The 21,334-nt window shown below is 68.0% G+C and carries 19 protein-coding genes; 7 read left to right on the forward strand and 12 right to left on the reverse strand.

Features of this window, described 5'->3' with window-relative positions; translation table 11 throughout:
- Window positions 1-218 precede the first annotated feature (218 nt).
- From ABZ490_RS48405 to ABZ490_RS48415, 3 genes are all read left to right on the forward strand, one after another.
- On the forward strand, window positions 219-1,019 hold the full coding sequence (locus tag ABZ490_RS48405; RefSeq protein WP_359006179.1) for an MBL fold metallo-hydrolase: 801 nt from the start codon (window positions 219-221) through the stop codon (window positions 1,017-1,019).
- A gap of 194 nt (window positions 1,020-1,213) precedes the next feature.
- A complete protein-coding gene (locus ABZ490_RS48410; RefSeq protein WP_359006086.1) occupies window positions 1,214-1,954 on the forward strand; it encodes a helix-turn-helix domain-containing protein in 741 nt (246 codons plus the stop codon).
- 73 nt (window positions 1,955-2,027) lie between these two features.
- Window positions 2,028-2,765 (forward strand): alpha/beta hydrolase, encoded by a 738-nt coding sequence (locus tag ABZ490_RS48415; RefSeq protein WP_359006089.1) that lies wholly within the window; start codon window positions 2,028-2,030, stop codon window positions 2,763-2,765.
- 5 nt (window positions 2,766-2,770) lie between these two features.
- Here ABZ490_RS48415 and ABZ490_RS48420 read toward each other — a convergent pair whose 3' ends face one another.
- The 3 genes from ABZ490_RS48420 to ABZ490_RS48430 are packed head-to-tail and all read right to left on the reverse strand — an operon-like array spanning window position 2,771 to window position 5,234.
- A complete protein-coding gene (locus ABZ490_RS48420; protein WP_359006092.1) occupies window positions 2,771-3,538 on the reverse strand; it encodes a FadR/GntR family transcriptional regulator in 768 nt (255 codons plus the stop codon).
- Entirely contained in the window at window positions 3,510-4,316 is an 807-nt protein-coding gene (locus ABZ490_RS48425) for a gamma-glutamyl-gamma-aminobutyrate hydrolase family protein (protein WP_359006095.1), read from the reverse strand. The genes ABZ490_RS48420 and ABZ490_RS48425 overlap by 29 nt, the downstream gene beginning before the upstream one ends.
- Window positions 4,317-4,349: 33 nt before the next feature.
- Window positions 4,350-5,234 carry an IclR family transcriptional regulator gene (locus ABZ490_RS48430; protein ID WP_359006098.1) on the reverse strand — a complete coding sequence of 295 codons (885 nt, stop codon included), beginning with the start codon at window positions 5,232-5,234 and terminating at the stop codon, window positions 4,350-4,352.
- Window positions 5,235-5,331: 97 nt separating this feature from the next.
- Between ABZ490_RS48430 and ABZ490_RS48435 the strand changes: the two genes are divergently transcribed.
- Genes ABZ490_RS48435 through dmpG form a run of 3 tightly spaced genes read left to right on the forward strand, consistent with a single transcriptional unit; the run spans window position 5,332 to window position 8,190 of the window.
- Window positions 5,332-6,156 carry a fumarylacetoacetate hydrolase family protein gene (locus ABZ490_RS48435; protein WP_359006101.1) on the forward strand — a complete coding sequence of 275 codons (825 nt, stop codon included), beginning with the start codon at window positions 5,332-5,334 and terminating at the stop codon, window positions 6,154-6,156.
- A gap of 49 nt (window positions 6,157-6,205) precedes the next feature.
- Window positions 6,206-7,162, forward strand: a complete 957-nt coding sequence (locus tag ABZ490_RS48440) for an acetaldehyde dehydrogenase (acetylating) (protein ID WP_359006105.1) — start codon at window positions 6,206-6,208, stop codon at window positions 7,160-7,162.
- Window positions 7,159-8,190: a 4-hydroxy-2-oxovalerate aldolase gene (gene dmpG / locus ABZ490_RS48445; RefSeq protein WP_359006108.1), complete on the forward strand. Its 1,032-nt coding sequence runs from the start codon at window positions 7,159-7,161 to the stop codon at window positions 8,188-8,190. The genes ABZ490_RS48440 and dmpG overlap by 4 nt, the downstream gene beginning before the upstream one ends.
- A 484-nt stretch (window positions 8,191-8,674) precedes the next feature.
- On the opposite strand, the gene ABZ490_RS48450 is transcribed toward dmpG, so the two are convergent.
- Window positions 8,675-9,040: a helix-turn-helix domain-containing protein gene (locus tag ABZ490_RS48450; protein ID WP_359006111.1), complete on the reverse strand. Its 366-nt coding sequence runs from the start codon at window positions 9,038-9,040 to the stop codon at window positions 8,675-8,677.
- A gap of 63 nt (window positions 9,041-9,103) precedes the next feature.
- Here ABZ490_RS48450 and ABZ490_RS48455 point away from each other — a divergent pair, with 63 nt between their 5' ends.
- Window positions 9,104-9,967: an NmrA family NAD(P)-binding protein gene (locus ABZ490_RS48455; protein WP_359006114.1), complete on the forward strand. Its 864-nt coding sequence runs from the start codon at window positions 9,104-9,106 to the stop codon at window positions 9,965-9,967.
- A gap of 278 nt (window positions 9,968-10,245) precedes the next feature.
- Here the strand turns inward: ABZ490_RS48455 and ABZ490_RS48460 are convergent, their stop codons facing one another.
- From ABZ490_RS48460 to ABZ490_RS48495, 8 genes are all read right to left on the reverse strand, one after another.
- Complete coding sequence (locus ABZ490_RS48460) at window positions 10,246-10,920, reverse strand: L-2-amino-thiazoline-4-carboxylic acid hydrolase (RefSeq protein WP_359006117.1); 675 nt, start codon at window positions 10,918-10,920, stop codon at window positions 10,246-10,248.
- Between the two features lie 462 nt (window positions 10,921-11,382).
- Window positions 11,383-12,108, reverse strand: a complete 726-nt coding sequence (araD, locus tag ABZ490_RS48465) for an L-ribulose-5-phosphate 4-epimerase AraD (protein WP_359006121.1) — start codon at window positions 12,106-12,108, stop codon at window positions 11,383-11,385.
- 32 nt (window positions 12,109-12,140) lie between these two features.
- Window positions 12,141-13,658, reverse strand: a complete 1,518-nt coding sequence (gene araA / locus ABZ490_RS48470) for an L-arabinose isomerase (RefSeq protein WP_359006124.1) — start codon at window positions 13,656-13,658, stop codon at window positions 12,141-12,143.
- Window positions 13,659-13,705: 47 nt separating this feature from the next.
- A complete protein-coding gene (gene araB / locus ABZ490_RS48475; protein WP_359006127.1) occupies window positions 13,706-15,385 on the reverse strand; it encodes a ribulokinase in 1,680 nt (559 codons plus the stop codon).
- Between the two features lie 40 nt (window positions 15,386-15,425).
- Window positions 15,426-17,987, reverse strand: a complete 2,562-nt coding sequence (locus tag ABZ490_RS48480) for a CBM35 domain-containing protein (protein ID WP_359006130.1) — start codon at window positions 17,985-17,987, stop codon at window positions 15,426-15,428.
- A 65-nt stretch (window positions 17,988-18,052) separates the two neighbouring features.
- On the reverse strand, window positions 18,053-18,907 hold the full coding sequence (locus ABZ490_RS48485) for a carbohydrate ABC transporter permease (protein WP_359006133.1): 855 nt from the start codon (window positions 18,905-18,907) through the stop codon (window positions 18,053-18,055).
- Window positions 18,904-19,860 carry a sugar ABC transporter permease gene (locus tag ABZ490_RS48490; RefSeq protein WP_359006136.1) on the reverse strand — a complete coding sequence of 319 codons (957 nt, stop codon included), beginning with the start codon at window positions 19,858-19,860 and terminating at the stop codon, window positions 18,904-18,906. Before ABZ490_RS48490 ends, ABZ490_RS48485 begins: the two co-directional genes overlap by 4 nt.
- Window positions 19,861-19,937: 77 nt before the next feature.
- Window positions 19,938-21,248: a carbohydrate ABC transporter substrate-binding protein gene (locus tag ABZ490_RS48495; RefSeq protein ID WP_359006139.1), complete on the reverse strand. Its 1,311-nt coding sequence runs from the start codon at window positions 21,246-21,248 to the stop codon at window positions 19,938-19,940.
- Window positions 21,249-21,334: the final 86 nt, after the last annotated feature.

Below are 21,334 nucleotides of genomic sequence, written 5' to 3' on the forward strand. Positions count from 1 at the left end.
TGGGTTCTTAGTAGGTGCCAGACCCGCCCGGGTGGCTCCCGCCCCTCCACCCCGCCGAGGACCGCGCGCCGCCGGTCGGCCGCGGCGCGCAACGATGGAGAGTGCATTCGAAAGTGTTGTCGGTCCCGAAATTGGACTGGCCCGCTGTCCTGCCCCTGACTTGACTGGCCCCAACCCATTGCAACGAGATCCGTCCCTGGAGCGCTGCCGTGTCCAAGATGCCGATGACCGCCCAGCTGATCGGTGGCCCGACCCTCGTCCTCGAGATCAACGGGCTTCGCATCATCACCGACCCCACGTTCGACGAGCCGCGTGACTATCCGGTGATGTTCGAGGCCGATGTGGTCCAGCCCCCGCACCCTCTGCGCAAGACCGCGCCCCCGGCGTGCCAGCCCGAGGAGATCGGCCGCGTCGACATCGCGCTGGTCTCGCACGACCACCACGAGGACAACCTCGACCGCAAAGGCCGGGAGTTCCTCAAGACCGTGAGCCAGGTCTACACGACCGAGACGGGAGCCAAGCGGCTCGGCGGAGGAGCCATTGGCGTCGAGAACTACACCGCGAGCACCTACCAGCTGCCCGACGGGCGGTCCGTCACCGTCACCGGTGTGCCCGCGCACCACGGTCCGGATGGCATCTGGCAGGCGGTCGGACCGGTCACCGGCTTCGTGCTGACCGGCGACATCCCGACGACGTACGTCGCCGGCGACAATTCCTCGGTCGACGTCGTCCGCGAGATCGCGACCCGCTTCCCCGACGTGGAACTGGCGGTTCTCTTCGCCGGCAACCCCGGCTGGGACGAACTCGCCGACGGGGTGTGCATCACGATGTCGGGTGAGACGTGTGTGGAGGTCTCCGACCTGTGGCCCGACGCCCTGGTCGTACCGGTGCACTACGACTCCTGGTCGCACTTCCGTGAGGGCAGCTCCGGCATCCGGGCCGCGTTCTCGGCCGCAGGCAAGGCCGGGCGACTCCATGTGCTCACCGCTGGCGAGCCCGAGGTGATTCTCCACGGATAGACCTGGGCAAAGCCTCTCCGCGTGGGACCCGGCAGGCTTCGGGTCCCACGCGGCAGTGCTGGGCGGCAACCCCGGGGAGGCGCAGCGGCATCCGAGGGCGAAACGTCCGCGGCCTCGCCATCGCCCCGGGTTCCCGTCGCCGTGGTCTGGAGTACCTGTACATCCCGGCGCTTCCCCATGCGAGAGGAACAGCGTTGACGACCTTTGAGACGTCTGTCCACTCCACCCCCGGTCCGACGGGCGATGTGATCCCGCCTACCGAGTACTGCCCCGTCTCCGTCGGTACCCGTGTCATAGGCGACCGCTGGACCCTGCTCATCATCCGCGAGGTCATGGTGGGGGCGACCCGCTTCACGGAGATCCATCGCGGACTGCCCGGACTCTCCCGCACCCTGCTGTCGACCCGCCTCCGGCACCTCGAACGGCTCGGACTTCTGGATCGGGTTCCCACGGACCGCGGTGGCCGGTTCGAGTACCACCTCACAGTTGCCGGTCACGCGGTACGGCCGGTCATCGAGGCGATCGGTCGCTGGTCCGCCGACTGGTGCTTCCCTCCTCCGACCGACGAGCAGTCCGACGCCGCCCTGCTGCTGTGGCGGCTCTACCAGAGCCTCGATCACGAGGCGCTTCCGAACGGACGCATCGGCATCGAGTTCAGGTTCCCCGAGGGGGAGCATCCCCGTGGATGGCTCCATGCCGGGCCGTCGGGCTCCGGCGTGTGCGTGGGCGCGACCGAGTACGACGACGTGGACCTCATCGTCGTCGCGGCGCCGCGGGTTCTCAGCGAGCTGCGGATGGGCGTCCGATCCTGCGAGGCCGCGCTCACGGCCGGCGACATCGAGTTTCAGGGGCCCCCGCACCTCGTGCAGGGTTTTCGCACCCGTTGGTTCCGGCCCAGCCCCTTCGCCGCGCAACTCTCGGCGCGACAGATGTGATCGGGACTCGCCGTCGGCGGCCGGTCCAACATCTGTACTGTGCGAGATGGCGCATACGTGCTCGGATCGTCCCATGAACCCCGAATCCAAGACCTTCGTCCTCGTCGCCGGCGCATGGGCGGGCGGCTGGGCGTGGAACGCCGTCGTCCGAGACCTGGAGCAGCGAGGCCATCGGGCCATCGCCCTGACGCTGCCCGGCAGTGCGACGGGCGACGATCCGGCCACCGTCTCGCTCGGCGACGCGATCACGTTCGTCGCCTCGGAGATCGAGCGCCGAGACCTGCGCGACATCGTCCTGGTCGGCCATGATGTGAGCGGTTATCCCGTCACGGCCGTGGCCAACCGGCTGGCGGACCGCATCGCGCGGGTCGTCTACTGGAGTGCCTTCGTTCCTCGCGCGGAGGAGTCGATCTTCGAGGGCATCCCCGCCGAGGACACCGACATGCTCAAGTCGGGCGCCGCTGCTTATGGCGGCCACGCGGTCCTGGCTCCGTACGCCCGATGGCAGAGCAGTTTCGTGCACACGGCTCCGGAGCCCGTCCAGGCCTTGACGTACTCCTTGCTCCGCCCCCTGCCGATCGCCTACATGAGCGAGCGGATGACCGCCGCCGACTCCGCCGTCCCGAGGCTTCCGGTCTCGTACCTCGTGGGTACGCAGGACAGGTCCCTCCCGCGGAATGAGAACTGGTGGACGCCCAAGTACACGGCCCGCCTCGGGGTTGAACCGGTGCTCTTCGAAGGCACCCATGCCGCGCACCTCCTTGACCCCGCCACGGTGGCGGACCTACTGGAGACGACCTCCAACCCGTGAGCGCCTCACGCATCCCTGAGATGCGGGCCGTCGATGACGGACGAGACGTCGACGAAGGTCGAGTGGAGGTGGGCCCTCATGCTCTGGGCGGCCCGCAGCGGGTCCCTCGCCCGGACCGCTTCCAGGATCGCCTGGTGCTCGGCATGGCTGCGGGCGATGGTGGGCTCGTCGATCAGCGGAGTGCTGGCCGGGGCGAAGAGCTCGCCACGGGCCTCGACCATCAGCGCCTTGAGCCGGGGGCTGGCCGCGGCCTCCGCGAGGAGCCCGTGGAACTGGGCGTCGGCCTCACGGAACTGTCCGGGACCGAGCTCCGAACCGTCCATGGCCAAGGTTGCCGACAACCCCTGCAACTGGGCCTCCGTGCCCCGTTCGGCGGCCAGCAGGGCGATCTCGCACTCGACGGCACTGCGGAGGTCCATGATGTCGCGTAGCCGGCCCTTGTCCGAACGCATCGAGGTGAGCCAGCGCGCATACGGCTCGTCGAGACGCGAGATGAACGTGCCGCCTCCCGCTCCGCGGCGAGCTTCGAGGTATCCGTCGGCGCGCAGCGCGCTGAGACCCTCACGGAGGGTCGATCGGGAGACCTCGAGCATCGCGCACAGACGACGCTCGGGGGGCAGACGGTCCCCGGGGCCGAGCTCACCTGTGTGGATCATGTTCTTGAGCCGTGCGTGAACGTCCTCCGCCGTCGAACGCGGCGCACGACCGGGAGGGCGACGCCACTGAGCGTCGCCCTCCTCCACTTCAGCTGCAGACTGCACGGAGAGCATCATCCTCGACTTCGGTACGCGGACCAAGCGGCAGGCGTGCCTGCTCGACCAGCCAGTCGAAGACCGGGTCGCCGCCGAACATCTCAGGGTGCCACTGGACGGCGAGCACGCGCCGGTCCGGGATTTCGATGGCCTCGACGATACCGTCCTTGGCCTGGGCCGTGACCACGACGCCACTGCCCGGAGCGGCGACGGCCTGGTGGTGGTAGCTGTTGACGTCCGCCGAGGAGCCGAGCAGGCCGTTCAGCGCCGAACCCTCGGCGATCTCGACCGCGTGTCTGCGGTGCGCGCCCGGGTAACCGCGGAAGCCATGGGCCTGGCCCGAGTCGTGCGGGATATCCGGAATCAGCGTGCCGCCGCAGGCCACATTGATCAGCTGAAGACCACGACACACTCCCAGCACGGGGATACCGCGCGCCGCGGCGGCCTCGAACAGCGCGAATTCGAGCGCGTCGCGGCCCGGGTCGATCAGGCCCGCGTTGGGGGGCGCGGCCTCGCCGTAGCGGATGGGGTCGACGTCCTCACCTCCGGCGAGCAGCAGTCCGTCGAGCCGTTCGATGACGGCACCGGGGTCCGCCTCCCGGGTCAGCAGAACCGGGGTGCCGCCGGCCTGGGCGACGCTCCGGGCATAGGGCGAGATGTAGATGTCCATCGGCTCATGGGCGACGAAGGACGGCATCGATTGCACCTCGTAGCCGTACCTGCGGTGTCCGGTCACACCGATCAGGGGAGTGAATCCCGGATCCGCCGAACCCGAGCCCAACGCCTGAACACTGCTCACTGCCTTTGTTTCCCTTCATCGGATTGCGTCTACTCAGCCGGCGGCGAGGAGGTCCACGTCCGGGCCGGTCTTGCGCCCGATCTGCGTCGCTGCGGCCCGTACCTTCGGTGCGAGCGCGTCGAGATTCATCGTGCGTGAACACCCGGCCACGGAGATCGCCGCGACCGGCCGCCCGGACGGGCCGAGAATCGGCGCGGCCACGCAGGTGAGACCGAGCCATGTCTCCTCACGGTCGTAGGCGACCCTGTCGGTACGCACCGCCTCCAGCTGGCGCAGGAACACGCCGGGGACGGTCACCGAGCGCGCCGATGCCGGACGCAGCCCGTCGGCGACCACCCTTCGCACGGCCGGCTCACCGGAGAACGCCAGCATGGCCTTCCCCAGCCCCGATGTGTGACAGGGCACCCGGTGCCCGACACGGGACGGCGCAGGAGTGGAGCGGTGACCGTACAGCTTTTCCAGGTACACGACCTCATCGCCTTCGAGGAGCGCGAGATGCACGTTTTCGTGAGTCTCCTCGTACAACTCCGTCATGTAGGGCAGCGCCACCTCGCGCAGGATGCCGGCCTCGCCGCGCAGGGCCAGCGCACCCAGCCGGAGCACCGGCGAGCGCAGATACCAGTCCATCTCATCGCGGTCCACCAAGCCGGCGCTGCGCAGCATGCCGAGCAGCCGGTGAGCGGTCGACTTCGAGACGCCGGCCTCGCGCGCGAGTTCGGTGAGGGTCGCGCCGCCACTGGTGTGACTGAACGCGATGAGCAGGGAGACGGCCTTGTCCACCGACGAGGTGGGCGACTCCCTGCTGACGTCTGACGGTCGCCCGGCCGGGGTGGCGGCCTGGCTAATGACGGAAGGACTGACCAACATACCTTCAAAGTAGAACGAGGTCCGGCGCTTGGCAACGGTCTGTTTCTCCAAAACCGCTCCGCGCGTCGGGGCACATCGTCTGAGCGTGGGTTCCGCTGCCTGGAACTCCGGGCTGGAGGACGAGCCGCCGCCGCCCGACGATCGGCGCATGAAGCACATGGCATCCGAAGACCCCACCAGCCACCGGACGGGTTCCGTCCGGGAGGCGGCCGCGCGTCTCGCGGCGGCCTCCCGGACCGGCACGCCCTGCGCACCGGTCCGCCACCTCATCGGTGCCGACGACGTGCATGCGGCCTATGCCGTGCAGCAACTCCTAACCGAGCGGCGCATCGCCGAGGGGGCGGTGGTGGTCGGGAGGAAGATCGGCCTCACTTCCCCGGCCGTCCAGCGGCAGTTGGGGGTCGATCGGCCGGACTTCGGGGTGCTGTTCCACGACATGCAGTACGGCGAGGACGAATTCGTCCCCATGGCTCGGCTGCTGCAGCCGAAGGTGGAGGCGGAGATCGCCTTCGTCCTCGCTGAGGGCCTAGTGGAGGGGCCGCTGGACGACGCACAGATCCGGGCCGCGGTCGCCTATGCGGTACCGGCTCTGGAGATCGTCGACAGCAGGGTGGCCGACTGGGACATCACGTTCGCCGACACTGTGGCCGACAACGCTTCCAGTGGGCAGTTCGTGCTGGGCGACGCGAAGGTCCCGCTGACCGGGTTCGAGCCGGCCGACTCGGACATGACCATGGCGATCGGCGGGACCACCGTGTCGACGGGTTCCGGCGCCGCGTGCCTCGGCGACCCCCTGCGAGCCCTGCAGTGGCTGGCCGTCACCGCCCGCGACCTCGGACAGCCGTTGACAGCAGGCCAGGTCGTGCTCTCCGGGGCCCTCGGGCCCATGGCACCCGTCAGGGCCGGGGATGTCGTGACGGCCCACATCACCGAACTGGGCAGCGTCACGGCCCGCTTCGGTCCCGCCGCCTGACCGTCCTTCACCGAGGCCATCACCCGCACCGCTACCACACGGAGAAACCATGACTGAGACCCGGACCAAGGTGGCCGTCATCGGCTCGGGCAACATCGGCACCGACCTGATGATCAAAGTGCTACGTCACTCCGAGCACCTGGCGATGGGTGCGATGGTCGGCATCGACCCCGCCTCGGACGGACTGGCCCGAGCCGCCCGACTCGGCGTGCCCATCACGGCTGAGGGCGTCGAGGGGCTCGTCGCGCTGGACGGCTTCGACGACATCGAGATCGTGTTCGATGCCACGTCGGCCAAGGCGCACCACGTCAACGCTGCCCGACTCCAGCCGCTGGGCAAGCGGCTCGTCGACCTCACACCGGCCGCGATCGGCCCCTTCGTCGTTCCGGCGGTGAACATCGAGCAGCACCTCGACGCGCCCGACGTGAACATGGTGACCTGCGGCGGCCAGGCCACCATCCCGATCGTTGCCGCGGTGTCACGCGTGGCGCCCGTCGCCTACGCCGAGATCATCGCCTCGATCGCCTCGAAGTCCGCGGGGCCCGGCACCCGCGCCAACATCGACGAGTTCACCGAGACGACCTCCCACGCCATCGAGTCCGTGGGCGGCGCGGAACGCGGCAAGGCGATCATCATTCTCAACCCGGCAGAGCCGCCGCTCATCATGCGCGACACCGTGCTCTGCCTGGTGAAGGCACCCGAGGAGGGGACGCACGACCAGATCCGCGCGTCGATCGAGAAGATGATCGCCGATGTCGCGGCGTACGTCCCCGGCTACCGGTTGAAGCAGCCGGTGCAGATCACGCCGGTCCCCGACGACCAGCCGGTCCACACTCTTCTCGCCGTCGGCAGCTCGACCCGCGCCACCCACCAGGTCTCGGTCTTCCTCGAGGTCGAGGGAGCCGCGCACTACCTCCCGGAGTACGCCGGGAACCTCGACATCATGACCTCGGCGGCCCTCCGGGTCGGCGAGCGGATCGCACAGCGGAAGGCGACCACCCGATGAACCGCGCCCTCTTCGTCCAGGACGTCACCCTGCGGGACGGCATGCACGCCGTCCGCCACCGCATCACCCCCGAGGACGTGGCCCGCATCGTGGCCGCCCTCGACGCCGCAGGTGTCGACGGCATCGAGGTCGCCCATGGCGACGGCCTCGCCGGTGGGTCCCTCAACTACGGCCCCGGCTCGCACAGCGACTGGGAGTGGATCGAGGCCGCCGCCGCCAACATCACGCGGGCCCGGCTCACCACGCTGCTGCTGCCCGGCATCGGCACGATCGAGGAACTGCGCACCGCCTACAGCCTCGGTGTCCGCTCCGTACGCGTGGCAACCCATTGCACCGAGGCCGACGTGTCCGCCCAGCACATCGCGACCGCCCGAGAACTCGGCATGGACGTTTCCGGCTTCCTGATGATGAGCCACATGAGCAGTGCTGAGAAGCTGGCCGGGCAGGCGAAGCTGATGGAGTCCTACGGGGCTCATTGCGTCTACGTGACCGACTCCGGCGGGCGGTTGACGATGAGCGGGGTACGTGAGCGGATCCGCGCCTACCGTGACGTACTCGACGCGTCGACGGAGATCGGAATCCACGCACACGAGAACCTGTCGCTGTCGGTGGCGAACAGCGTCGTCGCCGTCGAGGAGGGTGTGACCCGGGTCGATGCCTCTCTCGCCGGCCATGGCGCCGGGGCGGGCAACTGCCCGATCGAGCCCTTCGTTGCGGTGGCCGACCTCCACGGATGGAAGCACCGCTGCAACCTGTTCGCGCTCCAGGACGCCGCCGACGACATCGTACGGCCGTTGCAGGACCGACCCGTCCGAGTCGACCGGGAGACCCTCACCCTCGGCTATGCCGGGGTCTACTCCAGCTTCCTGCGCCACGCCGAAACCGCGTCACAGCGGTACGGCATCGATGTTCGTGAGCTCCTCCTGGAGGTCGGCCGGCGCGGGCTGGTCGGCGGGCAGGAAGACATGATCGTCGACATCGCGCTGGACTTGCTGCAGCAGCGTTCGGTGGTGCGGTCGGGACATTGACGAGCGATCCGCGCCGCCCCATCAGACGGCCACTGGGTTCTCGAAGGCCGCTGCGGCCATCACGGGGACAGCTGACGGCCGTCAGCAGAACTCGTTGACGTACGCCCACGGGTCCGGAGGACGGAAGGGGACGACGTCGGTGGCGAGACGGACGCCATGGCTCACGGCCATGGCGTGGTACCAGGTGTGGGCCCATGCCATGATGAGCCGGGCATGGCCTTGGTGGCTCCTGGGGAGAGCAGCGGTTGCTGGCTGCGTTGTCGGAGGCGCCCGCCGAGGTCATCCAGACAGTCAGGAGAAGCCCGAGAGCTACGGCGCCGAAATGCCTCTCGCGTTGGCGATCTGGGCGTACACCATGCCGGCGCCCAGCTCGGCGCTGCGCCTTCGTCCTCACGCATCAGGTGGCGCAGCAGACCGTTGAGCCGGTCGAAGAGGCGCGCAGCTGACGGTAGCCAGGGGTACGCGCTCGGGTTGATCCGTGGTGTCAGCGGCGCACCACGCCGGGTTCGGTCGTCGGCTGCACATCGGTGAATGTCGTGGCCGGTGCCGCCATGCCCCACTCGTTCATCGCATCCAGCACCGGCTGGAGCCGGCGTCCCAGAGGGGTGAGTTCGTAGACCACACGAGGCGGGATCTCGGGGTATACGGTGCGGGTGACGATGCCGTGCGTCTCGAAGCGGCGCAGGCGGTTGGTCAGGGTGTGCGCGCTGATCCTGGGCAAGGCGTCGCGCAACAGGCTGAACCGGTGCGGGCCGTGCATCAGCTCCCGCACGATCAACGTCGCCCACGGTCCGTCGAACAAGATCAGGAAGCGGGCGACCCCGCATTCGGGCAGTTCGTCATTGCTCACGATCTGGATCCTACCCAATAGTGCAGTTGACGTAACTGGTGCAATGTATGCACCAATAGGCGCATGACCTACATCGTTCACGGCGCGACCGGCGCCCAAGGTTCCCCTGTTCTCTCCGCCCTCCGAGCTGCGGGCAAGCATCCTGTTGCTGCCGTGCGTACCACGCAGAACGTGCCGGAAGGCGTCGCGTCGGTCGCCGTCGACCTGGCCGACGTCGACTCCCTGACCGCCGCCTACGCCGACGCGGCGGGCGTATTCGTGCACCTGCCGATGGGCGCACCGGGGCAGCTCGGTGTCTATGCCGACGCGATTGCGGCCGCCGTCGCCGAGGCGAAGCCGGGGCGGGTGGTGATCTCCACGAGCGGCCAGATCGTCGACCAGCCCACCTCACCGCTCCAGGTCGCGCCGGACAGCCCCCTTGCCGCACTGGTCCGCAAGATCGAAGAGACGGGGGTATCCACTGCGATGGTCGCGCCCCGTCTGTACCTGGAGAACCTGCTGCTCCCCGTCCTGGCGGGTCCCGTACAGGAGGAGGGAGTCCTGCGCTACCCGCTTCCGGAGAGCTTCTCCGTCTCCTGGAGTTCCCACCTGGACGTCGCCGACGTCGTGGTCCGCCTGCTCGCCGATGCCACGGTCACCGGCACCGTCGGCGTGGGCCACCTGCCCGGACTGACTGGCCCGGACCTGGCCGCCGGGTTCGCCGCTCACCTCGGCAGGCCGGTATGGTTCGAGGCCATTACCCCCGACGCATTCGGTGAGCTCATAGCCCCGCTGTTCGGCGCCGCAGCCAGTGCTCCGGTGGTCGGCCTCTACGAGGCGATCAACATCCAGAGCGAGAACATCATCGGCGGGAGCACAAGCGCCCAGAAGATTCTCGGATCCGTACCGCGTTCCGTCACCGACTGGCTCGGTCGAGTCGCTGCGTGACTCCTTGGACTAACTGTGGTTCGTCCTGACAGGGCTGAGTACCTGTCTTCCTCACGAAAGCCGACCCGACAAGCCGGGCGCCCGGCTGAGTCTGTCGGAGATGGACCCAACTCCTTGCCGGCGCCGCCGCGCATCACCCCTTCATCACAGTGATCGCTGATGAACGAGTTGGTGGCTTGCGGCGGCTAACCGGGCACGTCCCGACGCCAGAACAGCAGGGACCGGTTCGCGGCCGGCTCGACGGCGTGTCGGTGAGTACGCGGTCCAGAGCTCTCGTGTCAGAGGGTCACATCCACGGTTGGTGCCGGACGCGGTTCGGCGGGCTCGAAGTGGAACTCGCAACGGTGTCCGCCGGTCACAAGCGTGAGTGAGCGTCTGGTGGCGACGGGGCGATCGGAGGAGTCCAGCACCCCCAGCCAGTTCCTGTCCCATGCGCAGAATGCCCGCGTCAGCTGCGGCTCTCCCTCCTGAAGAAAGAAGTCGTAGATGCCACACTGCGGGATCACGAACACGAAGCTGTCGCTGGTGCGCTCCTCCTCGAACGTGAAGAGGCGACCGAAGGCTGCGCGGAACAGTGGTGCTATCGATCGCTTACGCATGGTCCTGACCGGGTCAGGCAGAAATGCCAGCATGGCCCGGACACTCTTCCTCGCCGGAGCCGAGAAGATGCTGCTGAACGAACGTCGTACCACTTCGAAGGCCCTGTCCTCGGCGACACCGTTCCGGATGAGTTCGCGGTATGAAGCGAGGATCAGCGAGCAGGTGCTGATGATCATCAAACCCTGTGGGTCCGGCGCTTCGCAGCGGCGTGCTTGGTAGATCTCGTTTGCCTGGGCCTTGACCTGTCCGACAACCTCCGCTGTCTGCGCGAGCACCGCCCGGGATTCTCTACGGAAGTGACGCAGGTACTGCTTGCGCCAAGCGCTCTCCCACAAGTTGCCGAAAATCTCCACTGGTTACCTTCCCTGAGTGGCCCGCGCCGTATGGCACGCTCGTGAACGGGCCGTCCGATGACGAATGCTCTGTCCACATGCCAGAGACGGATATCGCTCATGACCTACGGTCTTGTGGCCGTCGAGCATCGTGTCGAAGACCTCTCGACTGTGAGCCACGCCCGTATTCTCCGGCGTCCGGTCGACGGGATCGTCGGCCGGTGACACGGCAACGTAGGCGTGGCTCAGCAGCGTGTCGATCAGCCGGTTCCATACCTCGGAACCCGATAAGGGATGAGAACGGTGCCCGTGCCTGATGCGTGGTGTGTCCGAGAGCGGACCGTCACGTGCACTTCTTCGAACATGATGGGGATCAGTTGGCCGGCAGTGCTTGCGCGCCGGTCGTCGGGCAGGTGGCCGGTGCTCCGAGGTGAGGTCCCGTGACGCGTGTGCGATGGGCCGGACAATAGCGAGTGCCCATGGTCACGAGGCTGGAGGCGAGGTGGGATTGCCGTAGTACGCGTCGGGGCCGTGCTTGCGGGCGTAGTGGCGGTCGAGCAGATGGCTGGGTGGCGGCGCGGAAGGGATCAGGGCGAGGGTGTGGATGGCGATGTCGGCGACGGCCTCGCAGATGATGGCGTGTTCGAGGGACTTGCGGGCTGTGGCTCCCCAGGTGAAGGGGCCATGGTTGGCCACGAGGGCGGCGGGGACCTCGGTCGCTCGCCGGTCGTCCTCCTTCAGCATGTCCACGATGACGCGACCGGTGTTGTACTCGTAGTCCTTCGCGCACTGCTCGGCGGTCAGGTCGGGAGTGCAGGGGATGGGGCCGTTGAAGGTGTCGGCGTGGGTGGTGCCGAGGACGGGTATGTCGCGGCGGGCCTGGGCGAAGGCGACTGCGTGCGTGGAGTGGGTATGGGTGACGCCGCCGATGGACGGGAACGCCAGGTAGAGGCAGCGGTGAGTCTCGGTGTCGGTGGAGGGCCGCAGACTGCTGTCGATGACCTGGCCGTCGGACAGGCGTACCGTCACCAGATGGTCGATGGTCAGGTTCTCGTAGGGGACACCGGAGGGCTTGATCACGAAGAGGCCTGCCTCCCGGTCGACGCCGCTCACGTTGCCCCAGGTCAGAGTCGCCAGACCAGCCTGGGGGATGGCCAGATTGGCGTCGAGTACTTCTTGCCGGAGACCGTCGCGGACTCGTGAGGTCATGCGGTCCTCTCCTCGCACATGGTTCATGGTGGTCACAGGGCCTGGGCGAGCCGGTGGTATGCGGCGTTCCAGCGGATTTCCTTGGTGAACTGCTCGGTGGTCGTGTTCTCGTCGATGGTGAGCAGCTCGACGCCGATCATCGCGGCGTAGTCGGTGAGGGTCTCGATGTCGACCACGGAGCTCAGCACGGTGTGGTGCGGGGCGCCGGCGAGCAGCCAGCTCTCGGCGGACTCCGCGAGCGAGGGGCGCGGCTTCCAGACGGCCCTGGCCACGGGCAGCCGACGCAGCGGCTCGCTCGGGGCGACGACATCGACGGCGTTGGCCGTCAGCCGGAAGCGGTCGCCGAGGTCGGAGAGGCCGACCACGACGGCGGGTCCTGCAGCCGCGTTGAACACCAGCCGGACCGGGTCCTCACGATCGCCGATGGACAGGGCGTGAATCTCGCAGCTTGGGCGGTCGGCCGCCACCGAGGGACAGACCTCCAGCATGTGGGCGCCGAGGACGCGGGGGGTGCCTGGGCCGAGGTGATAGGTGTAGTCCTCCATGAAGGTGGTGCCGCCGGGGCGGCCGACGCCCATGACCTTCACCGTGCGCAGCAGCGCGGAGGTCTTCCAGTCGCCCTCGCCGCCGAAGCCGTAACCGTCGGCCATCAGCCGCTGGACGGCCAGGCCGGGCAACTGGCGCAGGCCGCCGAGGTCCTCGAAGTTGGTGGTGAATGCGGTGAAGCCGCCCTCGGTGAGAAAGGTGCGCAGGCCGAGCTCGATGCGGGCCGCGTACAGCAGCGAGGCGTGGCGGATGCCGCCCGGCCGCAGGGCCGGCACCACGTTGTACGACTCCACGTACTCGTCCGCCAGTTTCACCGCGGCCCTGTCCTCGACGGCGTCCACGACGGCGACCAGGTCGTTCACGGCGTAGGTGTTGACCGAGAAGCCGAACCGCAGCTGGGCCTCTACCTTGTCGCCCTCAGTCACGGCCACGTCGCGCATGTTGTCGCCGAAGCGCGCCAGCCGCAGGGTGCGTGAGGCGTGTCGGCCGATGGCGGCGCGGGCCCAGGCGGCGATGCGGCGCACGACCCGGGGGTCGGTGGCGTGACCGGCGACGATCTTGCGGTGGACGCCGACGCGGGCTTCGATGTGCCCGAACTCACGGTCGCCGTGGGCGGCCTGGTTGAGGTTCATGAAGTCCATGTCGATACTCGGCCAGGGCAGCGACAGATTGCGCTGGGTGTGCAGGTGCAGCAGGGGCTGGTCCAGGGCGGTGAGTCCGGCGATCCACATCTTGGCCGGGGAGAAGGTGTGCATCCATGCCATCACTCCCACGCAGCCCTCGGAGGCGTTCGCCGCCTGGCACACCCTGCGGATCGACTCGGCGTCGGTGAGAACCGGCTTCCACACGATCCGCACCGGGATCTCGGCGTTGCCGTCAAGTATCTCGCAGATGGTCCGGGACTGTTCGGCCACCTGGCGCAGGACATCGTCGCCGTACAGTCCCTGACTGCCGGTGAGGAACCAGATCTCCTGTGTCTGGTTGGGAGCGATATTGCTTGCCATGAGGGTTGTTCCTTTCGAAGGGCGACGGCCACCTGGCGGGGCACCGGTCATGCGGACGCCTGCGCTCGGATGCGGCGCAGCCGGTGCATGACTTCGTTGGTCCCGCGGCCGAAGTAGTCGTGGAGCAGCCGGTATTCGGCGTACAAGCGGTCATAGTCAGCGGCCCGGTCGGGGTCGGGCAGGTAGACGGCCGGCCGGGCCTTGCCCATCGCCCTGGCGGCGCCCCGGATGTCCGAGTACGCACGCGCCGCGACCGCGGCGTGCATGGCGGCGCCGAGGGCGGGGCCCTGTGCCGAGTCGATGACGCCGAGGGGGAGGCGGGTGACGTCGGCGTAGATCTGCATCAGCAGGGCGTTCTTCGTGAGCCCGCCCGCGACGATGAGCTCCCGGACGGGCACGCCCGATGTCTCGAACGCCTCGATGATGGTGCGGGTGCCGAAGGCGGTGGCCTCGAGGAGGGCCCGGTAGACGTCTTCGGGGCGCGTGGACAGGGTCAGACCCACCAGGAGGCCGCTGAGGTCGTGGTCGACCAGGACGGAGCGGTTGCCGCTCTGCCAGTCCAGGGCGATCAGGCCGTGCTCGCCCACCTTCTGATCGGCGGCGAGGGCCGTCAGGTGCTCGTGCGCGTCACGGCCGAGTGTGGCCGCCTCCTCGGCGTAGGACGTGGGGAACGCGGTGCGCACGAACCAGCCGAAGATGTCGCCGACGCCGCTCTGCCCGGCCTCGTATCCCCACAGGCCAGGCAGGATACCTCCGTCGACGACACCGCACATGCCCGGCACCTCGGCCCACTGGTCCGAGCTCATCACATGGCAGGTTGACGTGCCCATGATGGCGACCATGCGGCCCGGCTCCACCGCGGTCGCGGCGGGCGCGGTGACATGCGCGTCCACGTTCCCGACGCACACGGCGATGCCCTCGGGCAGGCCCGTCCACTGCGCGGCCTCGGCCGTCAGCCTCCCGGCCAGTCCGCCGAGTTGGCCGATCGGGTGCTCCAGTTTGTCGGTGACGAAGTCGGCAAAGCCCGGGTTGAGCGCGGCGAGGTAGTCGGCGGAGGGGTATCCGCCGTCCTGGTACTGGCCCTTGTACCCGGCGGTGCAGGCGTTGCGCAGATAAGTGCCGCTCAGGCGCCAGACGATCCAGTCGGCGGCTTCGATCCAGCGGTCGGTCAGTTCGTAGAGCTCGGGATCCTCCTCCAGCAGTTGCAGTGCCTTGGCGAACTCCCACTCCGAGGAGATCTTCCCGCCGTACCGCTTGAGCCACGGCTCCTTGCGTTCGTCGGCCAGCGCGGTGATCCGGTCCGCCTGCGCCTGGGCGGCGTGGTGGCGCCACAGCTTGACGTAGGCATGTGGACGGCCCGTGAACTCAGGCAGGTCGCACAGGGGCGTGCCGTCCGCGAGTACCGGCAGCATTGTGCACGCGGTGAAGTCCGTGCCGATGCCGATGACCTGCTCGGGCAGGACTCCGGACCGGACCAGAGCCTCGGGGACGGCGGTGCGCAGGACGTCAAGGTAGTCGGTCGGCACCTGCAGGGCCCAGTCGGGCGGCAGCGGGGTGCCGTCAGGCAGCGCGCGGTCGAGCACGGCGTGACGGTAGGGGTGCTCGGCGGCGGCCAGTTCGGTGCCGTCGGAGACCCGTACCACCACGGCCCGCCCGGAGAGCGTCCCGAAGTCCACCCCGATGACGTAGGTGTGGGGAGGCGTTGCTTCTTCGAGTTCGGCGTTCACCGGGCGAGCCTTTCTGTAGGCGGTGTGGAGAGGTGGGTCGTCAGCCGGCGAGCGGTGCGACGGTGATGCGGTCGATGTTGGGGGCGTAGGCCGTGGAGTTGGCGAAGGTGATCGTGTTGGTGCCCGCACTCAGGGTGACGGGGACGGGCAGGTCCCAGTAGTTGTTCCAGCTGTAGTTGTTGCGGAACATCACTGTCTGGGCGGTGCCGTTGACGCTGATCTGGGCCGCACGGGAGACCACGTTGGTGTTGTAGTTGCCGGAGCCGGAGACCTGGTTGTTGGCGTAGCGGACGTTCATGACGTAGCGCCCGGCGCTCGAGGCACTGACTTGGACGGTCAGCGTGTTGTTCGCGCCGTTGCCGATGAATCCGACGAACTTGCCGCCGGAGGCCCAGGTGTCCGAGGTGACGACGGCGGTTCCGCCTCGGGTGCCGTCCTCGGCCTGGTAGGTGGCCACCCCGGTGGTGTCACCGCTCGCTGAAACCCGCAGGTCGCGCAGGGCCAGTGTGGTGGATCCGGACGCGGCGGCGGTGATGCGGTTGTTGCCTGCGGACAGGTACAGCCGTGAGCTCTTGTCGGTGAGCGTGCCACCGGTGGAGGCCAGCGTCACGGCGGTGGCGCCGTCCAGGGTGAGGGAGCCTGATCCGTTGGAGGAGTAGTCGGTGTGAACGGTGTAGTAGCCGTCGGCCGGGGCGTTGACATCGAAGACGGCGGAGTCTCCGGAGGCCAGGGACAGGGCACCGGCGCCGGTGGTCCCGGAGACGGAGTAGTCGTAGGTCGGCGAGCCGGTGATGTCGGTGTAGGCGGCGGGGTAGACGGTCTCCGCGCTGGAGGCGGCGGTGAGGTCGATCTTGTCGAGAGTCACCTCGTTGGTGCCCTTGGCCAGGGCCAGAGTGTGCGTGCCTGCCGTCAGTGAGACCGAGGCACCCGCGGTGGCGCGGTAGACCCAGGACAGGGTCGGACCGTAGGCGATCGTCTGCGCGGCGCCGCCGTCGACCGTGAGGGTCTGCGTCGCCGGAGCTCCGGACTGGTTACCGTAGAAGACGTCGAGGTCGTACGTGCCCGTGGTCGGGACATTGACGGTGAAGGCGACCTTGCTGGTTGACTGGTTCAGGCTGCCGACGTCCTTGGTGCCTGAGGTGGCGTGGCCGAAGTAGTTGGAAACCGTGCCCTGGGTGTAGACCGTACCGCTGGTGATGTTCGCGTTCTCGGCCTCGTACGACGCCGACCACGGGACGGAGGCCGCGGCGGGCGAGCCGGAACCGCCCGGGTTGACGGTGATGCGGTAGGCCGACATCGGGTCGAGGTTGGTCAGCGGCACGGTGATGCTGCCGTCGGCGGCGACGGTGTAAGTGCTGCGAGCCAGCACGCCCGGCGCCGGCGCCCCTCCCTCGTAGCCGCTCCACGCGGTGCGCTCGACGGTGACGTTGACGTTGCTGCCGAAGGACGACGGTATGTGCTGGATGACGGTGTCGGCCGAGCCGGAGGTTCCGCCGCCGAGGAGCACCTGGGCCTGCTTGCGGTCGGTGTCCAGTGACGCGATGCCCTGGAGTGTGTCGACGACGTTGGTCTGAGGCGGGGTCACCTTGGTGGTTTGTCCGGTCAGGCCGGCGTACCAGCGCATCAGCCACCAGTTGCCGTTCGGGATGTTGGTCTGGGCGACGTTGTCGTCCAGGTTCCCGGCGACGTCCCAGTACGCCAGGTCGGCGTCGACCTTGTTCCGTTCGAACAGGGACATCCATTGGATCATCTGGCCCGGGACCGACAGGTCGCGCTGGTCGGCGTACTCGTCGATGTTGACCGGCCGCTTGCTGATGCCGGCGTTGGTCTCGATGGCCCGGTAGGCGGCGAGGTTGGAGTCGAAGTTCGCCAGGGAGCTGGGCGCCAGCTCGTGCCAGGTGGTGACGTCCGGCAGGACGTTGTTGGCCTTGGCCCACGGGTAGAAGTCACCCATGAACCTGGCGTCCCACTTGGTCTCGTTGGGTCCGGCGATCCGGGCGTTGGGGATGATCGACCGGATCTTGCTGTAGACGGCGGCCCAGTCGCTTTCGAAGCTGCTCCGTGCGTTCGCGTAGGTCGTGGAGTTGGAACTGCGCAGACCGGTGTACCAGATGCCGTCCGGCTCGTTGAAGGGCACCCAGACGAACGTGTCGGCGTCGGAACGGACGGCCACCTTGCGGACCATGGTGTCGACCTTGGCCAGGTAGTCACTCAGTCCGAGGTTGTCGTAAGGCCAGTTGGCGTAGATGTCCTGCATGTAGATCAGGTTGTCGCCGCCGCCGGTCCGGGCGTACTGCGACTGGACGACCAGCGCGTCGCCGTTGGGGTGCTGGGCGCCGTCGGGCGCCTTCTGCGCGATACTCGTCATGTGCAGGGGCGCGACCACGCTGTCCCCGGGCACTCCGTCGTCGCTGAGTCCGTACAGAGCGCCGTTGGCTCCGTGCATGACGGCGCCCGTGGTCTGGCCGAGGTCGACGGACAGCTGTGGCGTGGCGGCCTGCGCTGTGGGGACGGCCAGGGCCGTCCCCACGAGGGCGGCGGTGACGACGCCCGCGCCCACCAGGCTGCGGAAGCGTCCGGATCTACGATGTGCTCGAGGCATGACTGTCCTCCTCCGCCCGCACCGTTGCGGGAGGTTCGTGGTACTGCCGGGAAACGGGGGGTGGGCTACTTCACGGCGCCGCTGGTGATGCCGGAGACGATGCGGCGCTGGGCGATGACGAACACGAGGATCATGGGCAGGCTCATCATCACGACGTAGGCGAAGATCAGGTGCCAGTTGTTGAGGTACATCTGCGCGTTGGCGACCTGGTAGAGATTGAGCGGCAGGGTGGCCTTGTCGCCCCCGCCGAGGACGAAGAACGCGTAGAAGATGTCGCTCCAGGCGAACAGCATCACCATGATCGTCGCGGTGGCGATGACCGGTCGCAGCAGTGGCAGGATGATGCGCAGGAAGACCCGCATCGGGCCGGCGCCGTCCATGCGAGCGGCCTCCTCCAGTTCTTCGGGGAGAGCCCGGATGAACCCGGTCATGAAGAAGATCGAGGTGGACAGATACATCCCTGCGTAGACGCCGATCATGCCGGGACGGGTGCCGGCCAGTCCCAGCTGACGCAGTTCCATCACGATGGTGATCACGGCGGGAGGCAGCAGCAGCCCGCTGATACTCAGCGCGTACAGGGCGTTGACCAAGCGCCCCTTGCGGCGGGCGAACACCCAGGCGGCCCCGGCGCCCAGGAGCAGGACGAGGACGACCGACGGTGCGACGACCAGCAGGCTGTTGACGAAGCCCTGGACGACCTTGCCCTCGTCGAAGCTCTGCTTGTAGTTCGCGGCGGCCTGGACGTGGTGAGGCAGGGAGAGGTTGGGTTTGATGGCCTCGGCCTGCGGCTTGACGGAGGTGACGGCGACCAGCCACAGCGGGATGCCGATGGTGACGGCGGCGATCAGCAGGACGGTGACGGGTTGGACCCAGCGCCAGGAAGGCCGGTGAGCTGGTGCGAACCCGGAGGCAGTGGTCACTGGTTGTTCTCCCTGCGGCGCAGCCCGACGATGACGGGCACTGCGAGGACGACGACGATCAGGAAGAGCACCAGGCTCATCGCCGACGCCTGCGCGTACAGTCCCTGGCCGAAGATGCGGAACATGTAGATGTTGAACACCTCGGTCTCGCTGCCGGGACCACCCGCGGTCGTTGCCTGGACGATGTCGAAGGTGTTCATGGAACCGATCAACGCGGTGGTCACGTTGAACGTCACCGCGGGCGCCAGCAGCGGGAATCTGATCGACCAGAAGGTGCGCCACCCGCCTGCCCCGTCGATCCGGGCGGCCTCCAGCACGTCACCGGGCATGCTCTTCAGGCCGGCCAGGTAGATGAGCATGGCCAGACCCATCCACTTCCAGCCGTGGATGAGCGTCACCACGACCAGCGTCCACGTCGTCGAGCCCAGCCAGGGCGTGTCGACGGGGTGTCCGGCGAGGGAGGACAGCACGCTGTTCAGCGCCCCGTCCTGGGCGAGTAGGGCCCGGAAGATATAGCCCACCGCCAGGGCGGAGATCAGCACCGGGAGGAAGAAGACCGCGCGGAAGAAGCGGTTGAACGGGGTGTCGCGCTCCAGCAGCAGAGCGAGCCCGAGACCGAAGCCGTTCTGGAAGACGGCCACGAGGACCGCGTACTCCAGGGTGATTCGTATGTCACGAGCCATCGACCCGTCGTGCAGGATCGTGCTGAAGTTCGAGAACCCGACGAAGCCGATCCGAGAGTGGAACGCCGACCAGTCGGTGAACGGGTAGACGAAGTTCAGCAGGTTCGGCAATAGGAAGAACACGCCGAACACGGCGAGCGCCGGCACCGCGAACCACCATGGCTGGTTGGCCCTGCGCCGGGGCCGGTCGCTCCACCCGGGACGCGCGGTCCGGTCCGGTTCCTTCGTCCGTGTGGCGTCGCTGACGCCGATGGTGGCTGTGTCCGCCACGATTCAACCTCCGGTACGGCCCCGGGCGCACCGTCGACCGGCGGCCCGGGGATCACGAGCTGGCGAGGGGGCGCCGGTCAGAAGCCGGAGACGCCGCGGGCCTTGAGGACCTGCTTGAACTGGTCCTCGGCTGCCTGGGCCACCTGCTCCGGAGTCTTCTTGCCGTAGATCATGTCTGCCAGGGCGAGGTGCATGTCGGGCGCGGTCAGCGCGTTGACCTGGAAGACGCCGGTGGCGCTGGACAGCGCCTTGGCCTGGGCTATCGCGGTCTGCGGCAGGCCGTCGGGGTTGGGCACGGACGGCTCCACCGACACGAGCTTGTTCGCCTTGATGTAGGCCGGGTAGTCCTCGCCGAGCCAATAGGACATGAACTGCCGGGCTGCGGTCTGGCGCTTGGTGTTACCGGTGTTGAAGGCGACGACGCCGTTGGTCTGGTCGGGGGAGTACTCGGCGTTGGCGGCGCTGTTGGCGATGGGGAACCAGCCGATCGTCTTGTCCATCTCCTCCGTGCTGTGGGAGGCCTGGATCTCGGACTGGAGCGCGGTGACGTTGAGCGCCATCGCTGCGGTGCCGTCCATGATTGCCTTGCCCTGGTCCACGAAGGTGGCCGTCTTGTAGTTCTTCTGGGCCAGACCGCCGTCGAGGAGCTTCGTCTTGTACTTGGTGATGGCGTCGACGATGGTCTTGTTGGTCCAGGAGTCCTTGTTCTTGTTGAGGTTGTCCCAGAACGTCTGGGGCAGGTCCGTCATCTGGGCCTGGACCTGCCACTGCAGGGGCCACTTGTCGCCGCCGACCTCGAAGAACGGGGCCACGCCCGTCTTCGACTTGATGGTCTTGGCGTCGGTGAGCATCTCGTCGTAGCTGCCGGGCATCTTGGTGATGCCGGCCTTCGCGAAGACGGCCTTGTTGTAGTAGACGCCGAGGACCGCGGGGCTGGTGACGATGGCGGCGTAGCGGTGGCCGTCGACCTGGCCGAGGCTCTGCTCCGTCTTGCCGAGCTTGGCGACCCAGTCCTCGTTGTCGAGCTGCAGCAGGTTCTTCTCCGGCTGGATGAAAGGCAGGGTGCTGCCGGTGGGCTGCCAGAACATGAGGTCAGGCTTGACGCCCGAGGCGAGCTTGGTCGGGACGTTCGACTCGTACGGGTCGGGGATCACCTCGGTGGTGATCGTGGCCCCGGTGGCCTTCTCGAACGCCTCGATGGCCTGCTTGGGCTCGTTGACGCTGTTCTGGGCGACCCACATGGTGAGCTTGACGCCCTTGAGGGAGGCGGTGGCGTCGACCGAGCCGGTGGGCGCGGCACCGGTGCTGGCGCCGGTGGAGTCACTGCACGCGGTGGCGGTGACACCGATGACGCAGGCGGTGACGAGGACGGAGACGGCTCTTCTCATGGTGAGTTCCTTGGTCGTGCGGACAGCGGAGGGTGAGGCAGCGCTGTGGGGATGGATGACGGTGGGGAGGAGGGCTTGCCAGGAGC

Source organism: Streptomyces sp. NPDC005811, from assembly GCF_040630405.1.
Classification (GTDB): Bacteria; Actinomycetota; Actinomycetes; order Streptomycetales; family Streptomycetaceae; genus Streptomyces.

Bases quoted from the DNA above. Each gene is read 5' to 3' on its own strand.
- ABZ490_RS48405 (WP_359006179.1), top strand. From the start codon at position 219: ATGCCGATGACCGCCCAGCTGATCGGTGGCCCGACCCTCGTCCTCGAG.
- dmpG (WP_359006108.1), top strand. From the start codon at position 7,159: ATGAACCGCGCCCTCTTCGTCCAGGACGTCACCCTGCGGGACGGCATG.
- ABZ490_RS48455 (WP_359006114.1), top strand. From the start codon at position 9,104: ATGACCTACATCGTTCACGGCGCGACCGGCGCCCAAGGTTCCCCTGTT.
- ABZ490_RS48435 (WP_359006101.1), top strand. From the start codon at position 5,332: ATGAAGCACATGGCATCCGAAGACCCCACCAGCCACCGGACGGGTTCC.
- araD (WP_359006121.1), bottom strand. From the start codon at position 12,108: ATGACCTCACGAGTCCGCGACGGTCTCCGGCAAGAAGTACTCGACGCC.
- ABZ490_RS48480 (WP_359006130.1), bottom strand. From the start codon at position 17,987: ATGCCTCGAGCACATCGTAGATCCGGACGCTTCCGCAGCCTGGTGGGC.
- araA (WP_359006124.1), bottom strand. From the start codon at position 13,658: ATGGCAAGCAATATCGCTCCCAACCAGACACAGGAGATCTGGTTCCTC.
- ABZ490_RS48440 (WP_359006105.1), top strand. From the start codon at position 6,206: ATGACTGAGACCCGGACCAAGGTGGCCGTCATCGGCTCGGGCAACATC.
- ABZ490_RS48420 (WP_359006092.1), bottom strand. From the start codon at position 3,538: ATGATGCTCTCCGTGCAGTCTGCAGCTGAAGTGGAGGAGGGCGACGCT.
- ABZ490_RS48415 (WP_359006089.1), top strand. From the start codon at position 2,028: ATGAACCCCGAATCCAAGACCTTCGTCCTCGTCGCCGGCGCATGGGCG.
- ABZ490_RS48495 (WP_359006139.1), bottom strand. From the start codon at position 21,248: ATGAGAAGAGCCGTCTCCGTCCTCGTCACCGCCTGCGTCATCGGTGTC.